Annotated in this window: 11 protein-coding genes and 3 pseudogenes; 9 read left to right on the top strand and 5 right to left on the bottom strand. The window is 68.2% G+C overall.

The features are described 5' to 3' along the window. Nucleotides 1-162 precede the first annotated feature (162 nt). Nucleotides 163-801 (top strand): sugar transferase, encoded by a 639-nt coding sequence (locus tag JGR78_RS10975; RefSeq protein WP_182804996.1) that lies wholly within the window; start codon nucleotides 163-165, stop codon nucleotides 799-801. A gap of 47 nt (nucleotides 802-848) precedes the next feature. Here JGR78_RS10975 and truA read toward each other — a convergent pair whose 3' ends face one another. From truA to JGR78_RS11000, 4 genes and pseudogenes are all read right to left on the bottom strand, one after another. Further along, entirely contained in the window at nucleotides 849-1,649 is an 801-nt protein-coding gene (gene truA / locus JGR78_RS10980; protein WP_182804985.1) for a tRNA pseudouridine(38-40) synthase TruA, read from the bottom strand. Between the two features lie 4 nt (nucleotides 1,650-1,653). Then, the gene (locus tag JGR78_RS10985; protein ID WP_182790818.1) at nucleotides 1,654-2,616 is read right to left on the bottom strand and encodes a 5-bromo-4-chloroindolyl phosphate hydrolysis family protein; all 963 of its coding nucleotides are present in this window, start codon (nucleotides 2,614-2,616) and stop codon (nucleotides 1,654-1,656) included. A gap of 237 nt (nucleotides 2,617-2,853) precedes the next feature. Then, nucleotides 2,854-3,498: pseudogene (locus tag JGR78_RS18175) on the bottom strand (DDE-type integrase/transposase/recombinase); the annotation flags it as partial. Between the two features lie 68 nt (nucleotides 3,499-3,566). After that, a pseudogene (locus JGR78_RS11000) lies at nucleotides 3,567-4,744 on the bottom strand (DDE-type integrase/transposase/recombinase); the annotation flags it as partial. A 358-nt stretch (nucleotides 4,745-5,102) separates the two neighbouring features. On the opposite strand from JGR78_RS11000, the pseudogene JGR78_RS11005 reads away from it, so the two are divergent. Further along, nucleotides 5,103-6,240, top strand: a pseudogene (locus tag JGR78_RS11005) (helix-turn-helix domain-containing protein). A gap of 185 nt (nucleotides 6,241-6,425) precedes the next feature. Here JGR78_RS11005 and JGR78_RS11010 read toward each other — a convergent pair. Then, a complete protein-coding gene (locus JGR78_RS11010) occupies nucleotides 6,426-7,199 on the bottom strand; it encodes a FadR/GntR family transcriptional regulator (protein ID WP_182805724.1) in 774 nt (257 codons plus the stop codon). A gap of 696 nt (nucleotides 7,200-7,895) precedes the next feature. Between JGR78_RS11010 and JGR78_RS11015 the strand changes: the two genes are divergently transcribed. From JGR78_RS11015 to JGR78_RS11045, 7 genes are all read left to right on the top strand, one after another. Beyond that, on the top strand, nucleotides 7,896-8,276 hold the full coding sequence (locus JGR78_RS11015) for a hypothetical protein (protein WP_220495422.1): 381 nt from the start codon (nucleotides 7,896-7,898) through the stop codon (nucleotides 8,274-8,276). Nucleotides 8,277-8,328: 52 nt separating this feature from the next. Then, on the top strand, nucleotides 8,329-10,020 hold the full coding sequence (locus JGR78_RS11020) for an L-lactate permease (protein ID WP_182793073.1): 1,692 nt from the start codon (nucleotides 8,329-8,331) through the stop codon (nucleotides 10,018-10,020). Between the two features lie 55 nt (nucleotides 10,021-10,075). Next, on the top strand, nucleotides 10,076-10,909 hold the full coding sequence (locus JGR78_RS11025) for a (Fe-S)-binding protein (protein ID WP_370576456.1): 834 nt from the start codon (nucleotides 10,076-10,078) through the stop codon (nucleotides 10,907-10,909). A gap of 2 nt (nucleotides 10,910-10,911) precedes the next feature. Further along, a complete protein-coding gene (locus tag JGR78_RS11030; protein ID WP_182805728.1) occupies nucleotides 10,912-12,333 on the top strand; it encodes a LutB/LldF family L-lactate oxidation iron-sulfur protein in 1,422 nt (473 codons plus the stop codon). Further along, nucleotides 12,330-12,971 (top strand): lactate utilization protein, encoded by a 642-nt coding sequence (locus tag JGR78_RS11035; RefSeq protein ID WP_182805730.1) that lies wholly within the window; start codon nucleotides 12,330-12,332, stop codon nucleotides 12,969-12,971. Before JGR78_RS11030 ends, JGR78_RS11035 begins: the two co-directional genes overlap by 4 nt. Nucleotides 12,972-13,055: 84 nt before the next feature. Beyond that, complete coding sequence (gene dld, locus JGR78_RS11040) at nucleotides 13,056-14,765, top strand: D-lactate dehydrogenase (RefSeq protein WP_182805732.1); 1,710 nt, start codon at nucleotides 13,056-13,058, stop codon at nucleotides 14,763-14,765. Nucleotides 14,766-15,273: 508 nt separating this feature from the next. Further along, nucleotides 15,274-16,128, top strand: a complete 855-nt coding sequence (locus JGR78_RS11045; protein WP_182793077.1) for a DMT family transporter — start codon at nucleotides 15,274-15,276, stop codon at nucleotides 16,126-16,128. Nucleotides 16,129-16,146 lie beyond the last annotated feature (18 nt).

A 16,146-nucleotide genomic window follows, 5' to 3' on the forward strand; every position in this document is an offset into this window, starting at 1 on the left:
AAGAGTCCCGGCCGTGACCGATCGAGGGTGACCGAGCGAGTGACGATCCAACCCGACTGGAACAGCGAAAAGATCGGGCTTGCCCCGTTCCACGGGCCGGACCCGCTGGGCAATGCCGGCGCGATCGCCTCGGCCGGCATCCCGCGCCTGCCCGGCATCGGGATGACGCCGGGCAAGCGGCTGTTCGATGTCGGGCTGGCGCTTCTGCTGCTGGTGCCGCTGTCGGTGCTGATGCTGCTGGTCGCCGGGCTGCTGCTGGCCTTCGAAGGGCGGCCGGTCTTCTATGTCTCGGAACGGATGCGGGCGCCGGGGCAGCCGTTCCGGCTGATCAAGTTCCGCACCATGCTGTGCCAAGACGACGATTTCGGCGTGACTGGGGCGCACAAGAACTGGCGGATCACGCCATTCGGGCATTTCCTGCGCCGGACGCGGATCGACGAACTGCCGCAGCTGTTCAATATCCTTCGGGGCGACATAAGCTTTGTCGGCCCGCGCCCGACGATCGGGGAATATGTTGATCGCTATCCGGCCGCCTATGGGCAAGTGCTGAAAAGCCGTCCGGGCGTCACCGGCCTGGCGACGCTAATCTATCACCGGCACGAGGACCGCATTCTCGGCCGCTGCAAGAGCGCCGAGGAAACCGAGAGGGCCTATGCCCGCCGCTGCTTGCCGACCAAGCTGAAGATCGACCTGATCTATCAGCGGAACCAGACCTTGGCACTGGATCTGTGGATCATCTGGCGCACGGTCCTCATCATCCTCTACAAGGACGAAAGGCCGCGGCGGCGGGGGCGCAAGTAGGCGCCGTCCTGCAGTTCGGCCAGCCGGCGATCATTCGCAATGCCTTGTCAGCGGGAGGAGGGGTCCGAAGGATTGGAAAACGGCTCTGCCGGATAATCCACCCCCACCAGATACAGGCCCTGCGGCGGGCAGACCGGACCGCAGGCGGCGCGGTCGCGGGCGTCCAGCGCCTCGCGCACCCTGCCGGGTTCCCATGCCCCCGCGCCCACCCGTTCCAGCGTGCCGACGATGGACCGGACCTGGTTGTGCAGAAAGGAGCGCGCCGACAGGTGGAAACGGTATTCGGCGCCATGGGGCAGCACGATCTCCTCGATCTCGATGCGGTCCAGCGTCTTCACCGGGCTTGCCGCCTGGCACATGGTCGAACGGAAGGTGGTGAAGTCGTGGTTGCCGAGCAGATGCGCCGCGCCCTGCCGCATCGCCCCGGCATCCAGCAGATGGGCGACCTGCCAGACCTGTCCCCGGTCATGCGTTACGGGCGCCCGGCGCGACAGCAGCCGGAACAGGTAGCGCCGCCCCTGCGCCGAGAAGCGGGCGTGAAAATCGTCGGCAACGCGCGCCGCGGCCAGCACCGCGACCGGCGCGGGCTTGAGGTGCCAGTTCAGCGCCTCGGCCAGCCGGAAGGGGTCCCAGTCGCGCGACAGGTCGGCATGGGCAACCTGCCCGGTCGCGTGAACCCCGGCGTCCGTCCGTCCCGCCGCGGCAATCCGCGCGCCCGCCCGGAAGCCGGGATCCAGCGCCGCCAAGGCGCGTTCAACCTCACCCTGAACCGAGGCGCGGTCGGCCTGCGCCTGCCAGCCGGCAAAGGGTCCGCCGTCATATTCGATCTTCAGCGCAAAGCGCGGCATGGCCTTACCGGCGCGGCTGTTTCTCGGGGATGCGGAACAGGTCGTCCAGGGTCGGATCGCTGCGGTCCTCCAGCGCCGCGGTTTCCGGCGGACGGACGCCCTCGCGGGCAAGGCGGTCGCGCAGCACCTGGATCTCGATGTCCATGTCGGTGCGCCCACCCTGGTGCAACCGCTGCTGCAGCGCTTGGAAGCTGGCTTCGAGGTCGGTCAGCAGCGCCTCGTATTGCCGGCGGGCGCCCTCGTCGCGGGTGCGCTGGTAGAGATCGGCGAACTTCACCGTCGCGTCGCGGGCGCCGATCAGGTAGACGCCGAGATAGCGCCGCGCCGCAGCCAGTGCGCCGGGGTCCTGTTCCACCCGGTCGAACAGGTTCCGCGCGGTCGCGGCGAACATACCCACCCGGGCCTCTAGCCGCCGGTCGCCCACCAGCTTGATGGCGTCGGTGATGCCGGCCAGATGCTTTTCGGCCTCGTCCACCATGCGGGCGGCGCGGTCCTGCTGGAAGCTGTCCACGCCCTCCATCCCCTTGTCGGCCATCGGGTCGGTGCCGAAGGTCAGCCAGTGCAGGATCGAGCCGGTGAAGCCGATTGCCAGCGCGCCCCCCAGCGCCCCCGGCTCGGCCGAACCGACCGCCAGACCCAGCCCCGTCAGGATGCCGCCAAAAAGCTTGCGCGGGATCGCGGGCCTGCGGGCCACGCGGCGGGCGTCATAGGCGGCCTCGGCCTGCAGCCCTTCCCGCGTCATCCACATTGCCCCCGCGGTGATGCCGAACCCCGCAAGGCTGGTCGCCATCACTACCGGATCGCCCTGGAAGAAAGCCGTCAGCAGGAAGGGCGAGGCCATGGCAGTGATCCACTTGGTCCGCCCTTCATGCGGATGGCGCACCTCGCCCGGCGCGGGCCTCGCGGGCACGCCGTCACCGCCGCGCCCCGCGCCCGGGGAAAACTTGCCGCCGAACCGTTTCGCCATCGCCCCGCCCTCAGCCCGCGCCGAAGAGCGAGGCGTAAAGCGTCACCCCCATCAGAAGAAAGAAGGACAGGCGCTGGGCGGCGGGACGGGACATGGGCGTGGTCTTTCGGCTGGACGGGCGTTTCGGCAATGGCCGCCCCCCGCGGGTCGCACAAGGGCAGCCACACGGTCAACCCCGCAGCGCCCCGGCCGTTCCGAAGCGGATGGCGGAGAGGTAGGAGAGATAGGAGAGCTGGTCTTGCCGTTCAGGCTCTCGATGAACGCGTTGTCTGTAGGCTTGCCGGGCCGGCTGAAGTCGAATGTCACATCGCGCTGATAGGCCCAGAGGTCCAGGTCGCGGGAGATGAACTCGCTGCCCTGATCGACCCGGATGGTCCTGGGCAGGCCGATCTCCCGGCCGACCTGTTCCAGGACGGCGATCACGTCCGGGGCACGGAATCCGGGCCGCGGCACGATGGCCGGGGAGAAGCGCGAGAAGGTGTCGACGATTGTCAGGATCCGGATCCTGGTTCCGGTCGCAAGTTGGTCATGAACAAAGTCCATGGCCCAGGTTTCGTTGGCCCGGACCGGCGGACAGCGGTCATCCCGGAGCTACGCCTTCACCCGCCGTTTCGGCACCTTGTTCCTCAGCTGAAGGCCCAACTCCTTGTAGAGCCGGTAGACACGCTTGGCGTTGATCTCCCAACCCTCGCGTCGCAGCAGCACATTGATCCGGCGGTAGCCGTAACGCACCCGTGTCTGTGTCTCGGCATTCGTCGGGGAATGATCCACCGGATCATTTCCTGATCCTCCTCATTCCTTGATCCGCTTTGTCAAAGCGGCCTGCGGACGGCGCCGACCCTTGTAGTGATAGCTCGACCGCTTCGCCCGGAGCACCGCGCAAGTCAGATCTGTTTTGCTTCGTCTGACCAGTGTCGGGTGTGCTGCCAAGTGGATCTCCGTCCTGGTAGCGCCGCCGCCGGGATTGGCATCGTCTGCCTGAGACAGGCCTGATCAGGCGTCTGCCCGCCGGGCGACGAATGCGGCCTGGTGCTGTTGCAGAAGCCCACATAGCGGCCGATCGAGGCCCCGGTCCCGGAGACGCTGCCGCAGGGGCGCCGGGACACCTCCTCTGTATTTCGCTGCGCGGTCCTTCGGTTCACCGTCCGCCAGCGCCGCTCGACGAAGGCGTTGCCGCGCCCTCGGCGTATGGGCCGACCCCCTGCCGTCCATGCTGATGGCGACCCTGGCGTTCTTCAGCGCCGTGATGAACGCCACACCGGTGAACTGCGAGCCCTGGTCGCTGTTGAAGATCTCCGGTCGGCCGGAGCGGCCGAGCGCGTCCTTCAGGGTCTCGATGCAGAAGTCCGGTGACCGCGTGATCGCCAGCCGCCGGGCGAGGACCTTGCGGCTGAACCAGCCGAGGACGGCGGTCAGGTGGACAAAGCCCTCGCCATCGGAATGGAGGTGATTGTCCATTGCCCAGGCCTGGCCTGGCCCCGTCACTGCCGGATGGCGCACCAGACAAGGAGAGATCTTGTGGCCCGGCACCGGCTTTGACGTGTTCGGGCGGCAGAGCGCCGGGCTCGCCATCCCCTTCCTCAGCGGGCAGACGTGAAGCCGGCCCGGTTCGTGTTCCTCCGCCCGCAACAGGCCCTTCAGCATCCGGCTGCCCGCGAAGGGATGCTCAGGATGAAGTGCGTCGATCCGGCGCATGAGCGCGGGATCGGCGGCCGAGGCAGGCCGCGGCAGGTAGCAGGCGCGGCCCCCGGCTGATCCCGGGCACCTTCGCCTTGCGGCTGACGCCCAGCCCATGGTCGCGGTCGATCATCGTCCTGCGCCCGGCAGCAGACCGGCCCCGGCCCGAGCGCGCCGGACAAGAAATCCTTCCCCGGCGTCAGCTCGCCGCTCTTCGCGTGCAGCGTGCTCACCTCCACCGCCGATGCCGGATCCACCGCGGCCGCCCCCCCGCGCCCCGGACACCCCGGAGGCGCCGTCCAGGCGCTGCCTGCGCTACTGCGTGGCCTGGGTCCGGATGCACGTCGAACTGCCCGGCCAGTCCGGCCAGCGTCTTCCTGCCCCTGATGGCGGCCAGCGCTGCCTGCGCCTTGAAAGCCGGGCGGTGGTTCCGGCCCGGTCGTCTGCTCATGGCCTCTGCCCGCCCCCGGCATCATGCCGAGGTCGCCCGGATGATCCACTCAACCCCCCTGTACAGATTGCCCGAGCCGGATCTCCTGACAGCATCAACCCGGCGTATTTCTTGCGCTAGGTAGAAAAGGTCGCCTGGCTGCTTCCCGTCTGTGCAATGCGCGGACTGCGGCAAACCTCGTCGACGGCCGTGCAGCCCTCCGCGTGCTTCAGCACAAAGGCGATCTGGGCCTCGCGAGCGTCCGCACGCAGGGCCGCAACGAACGCGGCGGCGTGCTATCCCTTGCCTGCCCCCAAGGTCAGCTTCGGGTCTGTCCACTTAACCTTCTTCCCTACTTTTTTGGGAAGGGGGAAGGGTCATGTATCAGCCGACAAAGGCTCTGTTGCCGCGGAAGCAGGATGCTGACACGAAGCTGGCGCAGCACCGTCTGAGTGTGCTGGAACTGGCGAAGCAGTGGGGAACGTCGCCGAGGGCTGTCGGCAGCAGGTCTTGATCGGACCAGCTCCTACGAATGGAAATGGCGGTTCCCGACGCAGGGCGTCGAGGGGCTGAAGGACCTGCCGCCGCTCCACAAGAACCACCCGCAGACCACGCCGCCGGAGACGATGGAGCGTATCCGGACCCTGGCACTGGCGCATCCGGCTCATGGCTGCAACCGGTTCGAGGTATGAGGAGGATCAGAAAACAGTCCGGTGGACTGTTTTCCCGATAATCGGCTGGCGCTGGAGGGCATCCGGGTCTCGGCAATCACTATCCAGAAGATCCTCAACAAGAATTGGCTGGGCAAAACCTCCGATCGCTGGCTGGCCTTGGAGCAGGCCAATGCCGAGAAGGCAGTCGGCCTGACCCCGGAGCAAGCCGCCTTTATCGAGAAGCTCAATCCTTGGTTCCGCGAGCGCCATGTCGAAAGTTCCGCGCGCCGGGCGAGTTACTGTCAGCCGGGACATTTTTTCTCGGCAACATCAAGGGGATCGGCCGCATCTATCTGCACGCAGTCGTTGACGACCATGGCTCTTGCGCCTTCGGCTTCCTTCATGTTTCCAAGCAGCCTGAGGCCGCCGTGGCGGTGCTGCACGATGACGTGCTGCCATTCTGTCGCAATCTGGATCTGCCGGTCGGGGCGGTGCGCACCGACAATCGCCGCGAGTTCTGCAGGACTGAGCGGCATCCTTACGAATTCCATCTCGACATCAACAGCATCGAGCATCGCAGTACCAAGCTCCGGACACCCCGCACCAACTGCTTCGTCGAGCGATTCAACAGCCATCCTCGACGAGTTCTTCCGCGTAGCCATGCGCGACAACTTCTACGATAGGGTCGAAGCACTCCAGGCCGATCTCGATGCCTGGCTTGTCCACTGCAGCATCGGACGACCGCATCTCGGCTACCGCAACATGGGCCGCCGACCGATCGAGACCGTCATGTCATTCGCAAGCCAAGAAGGTTACGTGGACAGGCCGGACTTGAGCTTTCCGCCACACACAAGTGCGGGATGAATGGCGGCATGCCATAGGCCCTCGGTTCGGAAAAGAATCCCCCCGATCACGGTTGCCTCAGGCAGGGTCACCCCCGCCTTCGGCATCTTTTCATCCGCGCGTTCCTGTGGTGCACTGCTGCAGGAAAGCTGTCAGGGCCATTCGCCCGAACCCGCAACATCCAGGTGGGACCGGGCCGCCCGCGATCACTCCGCCGAGTTGAGCCGCATCCGGGCGCGGCGCTCGCGGCGTTGCGCTTTCCGGCCAAGGCGGATCGACTGCCCGACGAAGTCCAAGTGATCGCGGGCGGCTTTGTCGGCTAGGACTGCATCGCCCGCCTCGATCGCCGAGATGATCCCGAGGTGCTGGTCCAGCAGCTTGCGTCCGGTGCCGTCGATGCTGCGCAGCAGGTCGCGGTTGTAGAAGATACCCCGCCGGGTCAGGTCGAAGACCGAGGCCATCATGTGGATCAGCGTGGTGTTGTGGCTGGCGTCCACGACCGCGCCGTGCAGCCGGAAATCGGCCTCCTGCTCGGCCTCGCAGTCCTGGGCGTCCCAGGCGGCCCGAAGCTCGTCCCGGATCGCGGACAGGCGTTCCTTGTCGGCCGCCGTTGCGCGCCGGGCGGCAAGACGGGCGGCGAAGGCCTCCTGCTCGCGACGATATTCCAGGTAGTCGTGGAACGCCTCGCCGTGGCGCGCATAAAGCGCCAGCATCGCGGGCGACATCGCCCGCCCGGTAAGCTCGGCGATATAGGTGCCGTCGCCGTGGCGGACCGTCACGAGATTGCGGCTTTCGAGAACCTGCAGGGCCTCGCGCAGCTTCGGGCGCGAGACGTGGAAGGCCTCGGCCATCTCGCGCTCGGACGGCAGGCGGGCGCCGCCCTTCAGCACCCCGTCCACGATCATCGTCTCGATCTTTCCCACGACCACCTGGACCACCGATTCGTGGTCGATGGGTTCGAAAACATCCACTGCGATCATCGGTCTGCCCTCTCAGGCTGTTCCGAGGGTAATGCCTGGCAATAATATTAACCTCAGGAATGTCAGGTTCAAGCGGCAGAAAAATTTTAACAACCATCTGTTATGGAATGATTTTGGAATGATGATCTTTGTATCAAGGCTCCAGAGCAGCTTCAGCACACTCAAAAGCTCGCTCATTGATGCGGGAGAGCGGACAAAACATTTGACCGGACCGAGAGGAAAATAATATGGACCTCTCATGACAAGTTCACTGTTGCACGCCGGGAGGGGCGGTCAAAGGGAGCGGGGGGATGCCGATCATACCCAGCAGGATACCTGTGCCTTGCAAGCGCGGCTTCAGGGGGTTCGCTTGCAAAGAAGCCCTGAGGCTGGCCGCGCACGGCCCCCGACCGCACTGCCCGCTCCGTTGAGCAGGAGGGATCGCCGCCTCTGCGTTTCATGGTTGAGCAAAGGGCAGATCAAGAGGACAGACTATCACGAAATCGTTTGCGCGCGGAAAGGCTCCGCGTAGGCTCAGGTCATGTCTCGGCAAAAGGACGGCGCAGAATGACCACGACCGTCACTGCCCCGGCGGCCCCGCCACCTGGCGGGGGCCTTTGGGAAGCCGCCACCGCTGCGCCTCCGCACGGCAGGCCCTGTCCCCTCCTGCGCCATCCCCTGCATCCGCCTGACAATCCTTCAGCCACGGGAAACATGATGGAGGACCGGACTTCTGACCCCAAAGCCGCCCGGGTCGGCGCGGTCGAAACCCCGTCCGGGGCCGGGGGCCGCAGGATCGGCAGGGGCGTGCTCCCCCTGGCCGCCTTGGGCCGCTCGACGTCGCCGGGCCGGTCGGAAGGGATCGCCAGGGTCATCTTCGACGAAGCCGATGACCGGGCGATCGGCGCCTCGATGGTGGGGCCGAGCGCGGGCGACCTGATCGCCGCGGCGGCGCGAGCGATCGGGACCGGCGCGGACGCGGCGAAGCCGGGCTGCAGCATCCACCCCCGCTCGCCGCCGGGCGAGACGGTCAACCCCGCCGCCGGAACGTCCGGGGACGCGGCCGCCGACCTGAACCTGCCGAAGCGACGGTCGTGACCCGCCGCGCCCATCAGCCCCCTACCCTCAACCCCAAGCGAAGGAACGCTTCATGGTCTGGTCGCAAGTCTACGACCCACTCGGAAACATCTGGCTGTCCAGCCTGTTCGCCGCCCTGCCGGTGCTGGTCCTGCTCGGCGCCATCGGCATCTTCGAGGTCAAGGCGCATATCGCGGCCCTGCTGGGCCTCGTGACGGCGCTGCTGGTCGCCATCATCGGCTTCGGCATGCCGGCGGACCTCGCGGCGATGTCCGCCGTCTACGGCGCGGGCTTCGGCCTGATGCCGATCGGCTGGATCATCCTCAACGTCATCTTCCTTTACCAGCTCACCAACGAGAAGGGCGAGTTCGACGTCCTGCGGCGCTCGATCCGCAGCATCTCGGACGACCGGCGGATGCAGGTGCTGTTCATCGCCTTCTGCTTCGGCGCCTTCTTCGAGGGCGCGGCAGGCTTCGGCACGCCGGTGGCGGTGACCGCCGCCATGCTGATGGGCCTCGGCTTCTCGCCGCTCTCCGCCGCGGGCCTGTGCCTGATCGCCAACACTGCCCCCGTCGCCTTCGGCGCGCTCGGCACGCCCGTGATCGCGCTGTCGGCCGTGACCGGGCTGGACCTTTATGAACTGTCGGGGATGATCGGCCGCCAGCTTCCCTTCTTCTCGCTCATCGTGCCCTTCTGGCTGATCTGGGCCATGGTCGGCTTCCGCCGCATGGCCGAGGTCTGGCCCCCGATCCTGGTCGCCGGCGTCTCCTTCGCGGTGCCGCAGTATCTGGTCTCGAACTTCCACGGGCCCTGGCTGGTGGACATCGTCGCCGCCATCATCTCGATGCTCGCCCTCGCGGGGTTCCTGCGGGTCTGGCATCCCAAGAGGCCAATGACCGAGGCGCCGCGCGACTGGTCCTCGGCGCATGTGGAAGAGGCGGCCGAGCGCCCGGAAAGCGCGATCTCGCGCAACGCGGTGCTGCGGGCCTGGATGCCCTGGGCGATCCTGTCGGTCTTCGTCTTCATCTGGGGGATGCCGCAGGCCAAGGCCTTCATCGACTCGATCTGGAGCCTGCGGGTTCCCGTCGCCGGCCTGCATGAGCTGGTGATGAAGGTGCCCCCGGTATCGCCCGAGCCCCATCCCGAGGCGGCGATCTTCAACTTCAGCATCCTGTCGATGACCGGCACCGGCATCCTGCTTTCCGGCATCGTCTCGGGCTTCCTGCTGGGCTATTCGCCCGCGGGCCTGGTACGGATGTACGGGCGCACGATCTACATGATCCGCTTCTCGCTGCTGACCATCGCCTGCATGCTGGCGCTCGGCTATGTCACCCGCTACTCGGGCACGGATGCGACGATGGGCCTCGCCTTCGCCCATACCGGATGGTTCTATCCGCTGTTCGGGACGCTGCTGGGCTGGCTGGGGGTCGCCGTCACCGGCTCGGACACCGCCTCGAACGTGCTGTTCGGCGGGCTTCAGAAGGTCACCGCGCAGCAGCTCGGGCTGAACCCCGTGCTGATGGCCGCGGCCAACTCGTCGGGAGGCGTGATGGGCAAGATGATCGACGCCCAGTCGATCGTCGTCGCCTCGACCGCGACCAAGTGGTACGGACACGAAGGCTCGATCCTGCGCTACGTCTTCTTCCACTCGATCGCCCTTGCCGTCCTTGTCGGCCTGCTGGTCATGGCTCAGGCCTATATGTGGCCCTTCACCGCGATGGTGCCAGACATGGCCACGGTTGCCCCGGCTGCCGCCGGCCACTGACAGCCAAGGGTCCGGCGGTGCGCTGCCGGACCCCCCAGCCATTGGGGAGAGCGCCATGACCACGACGAAGCAGCGACCGCCGGCGCGGACAGGCCCGGCGGACAGGGGCACCGCCCCCATGCCGGCAAGGCCCGGGGGCCCGCGCGTCGGCCTGTTCGTGACCTGCCTTGTCGATGCCATCCGGCCGGGGATCGGCTTTGCGGCCATCCAGCTGCTGGAGGAAGCGGGCTGCCGGGTCGAGGTGCCGCAGGCCCAGACCTGCTGCGGCCAGCCGGCGCTGAACAGCGGCGACGACAGGAATGCGGCGGACCTGGCGCGGCGGACCATCGCCGCCTTCGAGGGTCATGACTACATCGTGCTGCCCTCGGGGTCCTGCGCCGGGACGATGGTGCACGCCTATCCCGAACTGCTGGCGGGCGACCCGGAATGGGCGGCCCGCGCCCGCGACTTTGCCGGGAAGACCCACGAGATCACCAGCTTCCTGGTCGATGTCATGCGCTACCGCCCCGAAGGCCGCCGCCTTGACGCGACGGCCACCTATCACGACAGCTGCGCGGGCCTGCGCGAGTTGGGCATCGCCGCGCAGCCGCGCGCGCTTCTCGCCTCGGTCGAGGGGCTTGAAATGCGGGGGCTTGAGGGCAACGACATCTGCTGCGGCTTCGGCGGCACCTTCTGCGTGAAATATTCCTCCATCTCGAACGCCATCGTCACCGAAAAAGCCGAGGCGATCGAGCGCACCGGGGCCGACCTGCTGCTTTCGGGCGACCTGGGCTGCCTGATGAACATGGCGGGCAAGCTGCACCGGCGCGGCGCGAAGACCCGCTGCTTCCACACCATCGAGGTTGTTGCGGGCCGCGCCGACGGTCCCGCCATTGGCGAGGAGGGTTGACCATGAACGCAGCGCAGGCAGGCTTCAAGGAACGCGTGAACGCCGAGCTGGAGAACGCCGCACTGAAGATCGCCATCGACCGCACCACCGGCAACGCCGTGCGCAAGCGCGCCGCCGCCGTCGCGGCTTTCCCCGAATTCGAGGCCGCCCGCGCCCGCGGCAAGGAGATCAAGGACCACGTCATCGCCCATCTCGACCATTACCTCGAGGTGTTCGAGCGCAACGCCACCGCCGCCGGGGCGAAGGTCCATTGGGCCGCCGACGACGCCGAGGCCCGCGCCATCGTCACCCGCATCTGCCTTGAGGCGAACGCGAAGCTCGTCACCCGCGCGAAATCCATGCTGGGCGAGGAGATCGGCCTGCCCCACGCGCTGGCCGACGCCGGGATCGAACGGGTCGAGACGGATCTGGCCGAGCACATCATTCAGCTTGCCGGAGAGCGGCCCTCGCATATCGTCTGGCCCGCGATGCACCGTACCCGCGAGCAGGTGGCTTTGCTCTTCAAGGAAGCCCATCATCCGCCGCCCGCCGCCGACGATCCCGGCACCATGGTGCAAAGCGCGCGGCGCGAGCTGCGGGCCAAGTTCCTGGGCGCCGACATCGGGATCTCGGGGGCGAACTTCCTGGTCGCGGACACCGGCGCCACCTGCACCGTCACCAACGAGGGCAACGCCGAACTGACCACCACGCCGCCGCGTATCCATATCGTGACGGCGGGGATCGAGAAGCTGGTGCCGTCCACCGCCCACGCCTTCGCGCTGCTGCGGCTTCTGGTCCGGTCGGCCACGGGCGGCGAGATGACGCAATACACCACCTTTCACTGCGGCCCGAAGCGTCCCGGCGACGCCGACGGTCCCAAGGAGATGCACATCGTCCTGGTGGACAACGGCCGCACGCGGATGCTGGGGGACGAGTTCCGTTCCATGCTGCGCTGCATCCGCTGCGGCGCCTGCATGAACCATTGTGTGGTCTATCGCCAGATCGGCGGCCACGCCTATGGCGGGACCTATCCCGGACCCATGGGCGCGGTGCTGACGCCGGTGCTGGACGGGCTGGCGCAATCCCGCGACCTGCCCCATGCCTGCACCATGAACGGCCGCTGCGCCGAGGTCTGCCCGGTCGAGATCCCGCTGCCCACGCTGCTGCGGGCCTGGCGCACCCGAAGCTGGCGCGAGCGGCTGGAGCCCCGGACGGTCCGCGCGGCCCTCGGCCTCTGGGCGATGGCAGCGCGGCGGCCGGCGCTTTACCGCCTGGGCAGCCGCATCGGCGTGCGGGCGCTTCGGCTGTTGGGGCGCCGCGGCTGGATCGCCAGCCTGCCGCTGGCCGGCGGCTGGACCGCCTACCGCGACCTGCCGCGCCCTTCGGGGCGGACCTTCATGGAACAGTACCGCGCCGAACAGGCCCGGAAGGAAGGCCGCAGATGACCGCCCGCGACCGCATCCTTGCCGCCATCCGCGCCGCCCGCCCGGCGCCCCTGCCCCCCGCCGAGGCCATCGCCGCCGAGGCCGCCGTCCTGCTGGAGGCGCCCGAGAGCGTCCGCCCCCGGCCTGCCGAACCGGTGCTGGCGGCCGAGTTCGTGCGGAAGGCCTCGGCCCTCGGCACGAGTTTCGACCATCTGCCCGACAGGGCGGCGATCCCGCTGGCGGTCCGCCGCTATCTGGACGGGCATGGCCTGCCGCCGGCGCTGGCGCTGCAGCCGGTCCCGGCGCTCGCCGCGCTCGACTGGACGGGCGTCGATGCCCATGACGCCGTCGCGCCGGATCAGGCGGCAGCCCTGGGGCTTGCCCTCTGGGGCATTGCCGAAACCGGGTCGCTGGTCATCCATTCCGGGGCGGAGGCGCCGGTCCTGCTGTCCTTCCTGCCCTTGCACCACATCGTCGTGCTCGAGGAACGCAGCCTGCTGCCCCATCTCGAAGACTATGCGACGCGCATGGCGGGGCAGCCGCAGCCCCGCAACGCCATCCTCATCACCGGCCCCAGCGGCACAACCGACATCGAGGGCAGCTATGTCCGGGGGGCGCACGGCCCCGGATTCCTGCATGTCCTCATGATCGGCGGCTGAGGCCGGCACCGCCTTTCATCTGCATCCCGGCCCCCTTGCGTCCGGGCTGCCCTGTCATCGCCGATCCGACCGGAGGTCACGATCATGACGCAGCGTTCCCCGACAGACTTCAGGCCAGACCCCCCTTCCCTCGAACCCGGCCCGGCCTTCCTCGACGCGCTGCGCGCGGTCGTGGGGCCGCGCCACGTCCTGACCCGGCCGCAGGATACCGAGCGCTTCCGCATGGGATACCGCTCTGGCGGCGGCGAGGCCGAGGCGGTGGTCCGCCCCGGCACGCTGCTGGAACTGTGGCAGGTGCTGCAGCTTTGCGTGAAGGCGGGACGGATCGTGATCGCGCAGGCGGCCAACACCGGACTGACCGAGGGCTCGACGCCCAAGGGCACCTATGACCGGCCCGTGGTCATCGTGAACACGCTGCGGCTGTCGCGGATCGACACGATCCTCGACGGCGCGCAGGTCGTCTGCCACGCGGGGGCGACGCTTTACGACCTTGAACGCAGGCTCGATCCCCTGGGGCGCGATCCCCATTCGGTGATCGGATCAAGCTGCATCGGCGCCTCGGTCGTGGGCGGGGTCTGCAACAACTCGGGTGGCGCGCTGGTGCGGCGCGGACCGGCCTACACGGAACTGGCGCTGTTCGCCCGGCTGGAGGCGGACGGCACGCTGCGGCTGATCAACAACCTCGGGCTGCGGCTCGGCAACGATCCCGAGGCAATCCTGCGCCGCCTGGATGCGGGCGAGATCCGGCCCGGGGACGTGGACCCTCGGGCGGGCGCGGCATCCGATCACGGTTATGCCGAACGCATCCGCGACGTGGATGCAGAAACGCCCGGCCGCTTCAACGCCGATCCGGGGCGACTCTACGAGGCCTCGGGCTGCGCCGGGCGGCTGGCCGTCTTCGCGGTGCGGCTGGACAGCTTCCCGCGCCCTGCCGCGGCCGAGGTCCTTTATGTCGGCACCAACGACGCGGCGGCGCTTGCCACCCTGCGCCGGCGGCTGCTGACCGAACTCGACCCGCTGCCGATCGTGGGCGAGTATATCCACCGCGAGGCCTGGGACATGGCGGCCCGCTTCGGCCGGGACACGCGGCTCTTCATCGAGTGGTTCGGCACCGCCCGGATGCCGGTGATGTTCGCGCTGAAGGGCTGGGCGGATGCGCGCCTGCGGAAGATCCCCCTGACCTCGGACCTCAGCGACCGCTTGCTTCAGTTCGCGGGCCAGCTTGCGCCGGGCCGCCTGCCCCGCCGGATGCGCGACTTCCGCAACCGTTTCGAGCATCACCTGATCCTCAGGGTGGAAGCCCCGTCCGACCGGGCCGAGCGCATCCTGACCGAAACAGTGGGGACAGACGGCTGGTTCCGCTGCACGCCCGCCGAAGGGTCAAAGGCGATGCTGCACCGCTTTGCGGTGGCAGGCGCCGCTGTCCGCTACGAGGCGATGAACCGCCGCCGCACCGGGGGACTGGTGGCGCTGGACGTGGCGCTGCGCCGCAACGACCGCGACTGGATCAAGCCGGTGCCGCCGGAATGGGCGGACAAGGTCGCGGCGACCCTCTCTTATGGCCACTTTCTGTGCCACGTCTTCCATCTGGACTATGTGCTGAAGAAGGGCGCCGATCCGACCGCCTTCAAGAAGGCCATGCTGGCGATGCTGGACGCCGAGGGGGCCGAATATCCTGCCGAGCATAACGTGGGGCATCTTTACCACGCCAAGCCTCAGCTTGCCGCCTTCTACGAAGGCCTTGATCCGCTGGCGCGCTTCAACCCGGGGATCGGCGGCACGCGCCGCTCCTGAAGGCTGCCGCCGGTCCCGAAGGGCTCGCTCCGGTGCCCTCATGCCTTCGGCGGGACGGCTGTTCCGTCCGGTCTGTTCCCGCGCCGGCCTGCGGCGAGGCGGCAGCGACGACCGGGCGCGGGCCTATCCGGCCGGCCGGGCGCATCGGGCCACCTGTCTGCGGCCCCGGCCTGTCCTGCCCCTCTACATCAACGCCTGCTGTCCCCGGGATGCCGGTCGCCGCTGCCATCCGGCCCGGATCGGCGGACCGGAGCGAGGCGCGGCCCGGCATGTCACGCCTTCATGGCCGTGTCCCGACACGCGGGCTTCATCATTGCCTTTCTTCCGGGTATCTGGCGGAGCAATGTTCTGAACCTGCCTGCAAGCTCAGGTCTCTGCCCATGGGCCTGCCGGCCCCCGCCCTGCATCGGCGGGCCTGGCAGGCTTGCATCAGCAAGGGATGCGGGGGTTCCGATCCGGCCTTGCGCGCTGCCGGATAGCGCGCCGATGCGGACTGAAGGAAATGCCGATGCAGACCCCTGCGCCCCTGACGGTTCTTGGTCTTGTCGCCCTTGCCACCACGGCGATCGTCTGCGGCGACACCGCCGGCAAGCTGCTGACCGAGGCGGGGGTGCAGCCGCTGTTCGTGGCCTGGTCGCGTTTCGCGCTCGCGGCCCTGCTGCTGGCTTGGGTGCTGGGTCTGCGGCCGTCCGGCTTGGGGCGCCTGCTGGACTGGCGGCTGATCCTGCGGGCGGGTCTGATCGTCGGCGCCATCGCCTCGATCCTGACCGCGCTTCGGACCGAGCCCATCGCGAACGTCTTCGGCGCCTTCTTCATCGGCCCGATCGTGGCCTATGTGCTGTCGGCCCTGCTGCTGGGCGAGCGCGTGTCCTGGGCGCGCACGGTGATGCTGGCGCTGGGATTTGCCGGCGTGCTGCTGGTCGTCCGGCCCGGCGGCGAGATGGGGACCGGCATGATCTTCGCGGTGATGGCGGGCACGCTCTACGGCTCGTATCTTGCCGCGACGCGCTGGATGACCGCCTTCTATCCGCCGCCCTTCCTGCTGGGATCGCAACTGGTGATCGGGGCGGTGCTGCTGCTGCCTGCGGGCCTTGCCGACATTCCGGCAAGCGCCGACCTGCGGATCTGGGTGCTGGTGATCGTCAGTTCGCTCGCCTCTGCCTTCGGCAACTATCTGCTGGTGGTCGTGAACCGGACGACGCCGGCGACGGTCTCGGCGCCCCTCATCTATTTCCAGCTGATCGTCGCCACCGTGATCGGGTTCCTCGTCTTCGGCGACTGGCCGGAACCCCTGGCGCTGCTCGGCCTCGCCGTGATCTTCGCCTCGGGTGTCGGCGGCCTGGCGCTGGCGCCCAGGCGCTAGGGGCAGAGGGACATCAGG

The sequence above is a fragment of the Paracoccus sp. MC1862 genome, from assembly GCF_016617715.1.
GTDB lineage: Bacteria > Pseudomonadota > Alphaproteobacteria > Rhodobacterales > Rhodobacteraceae > Paracoccus.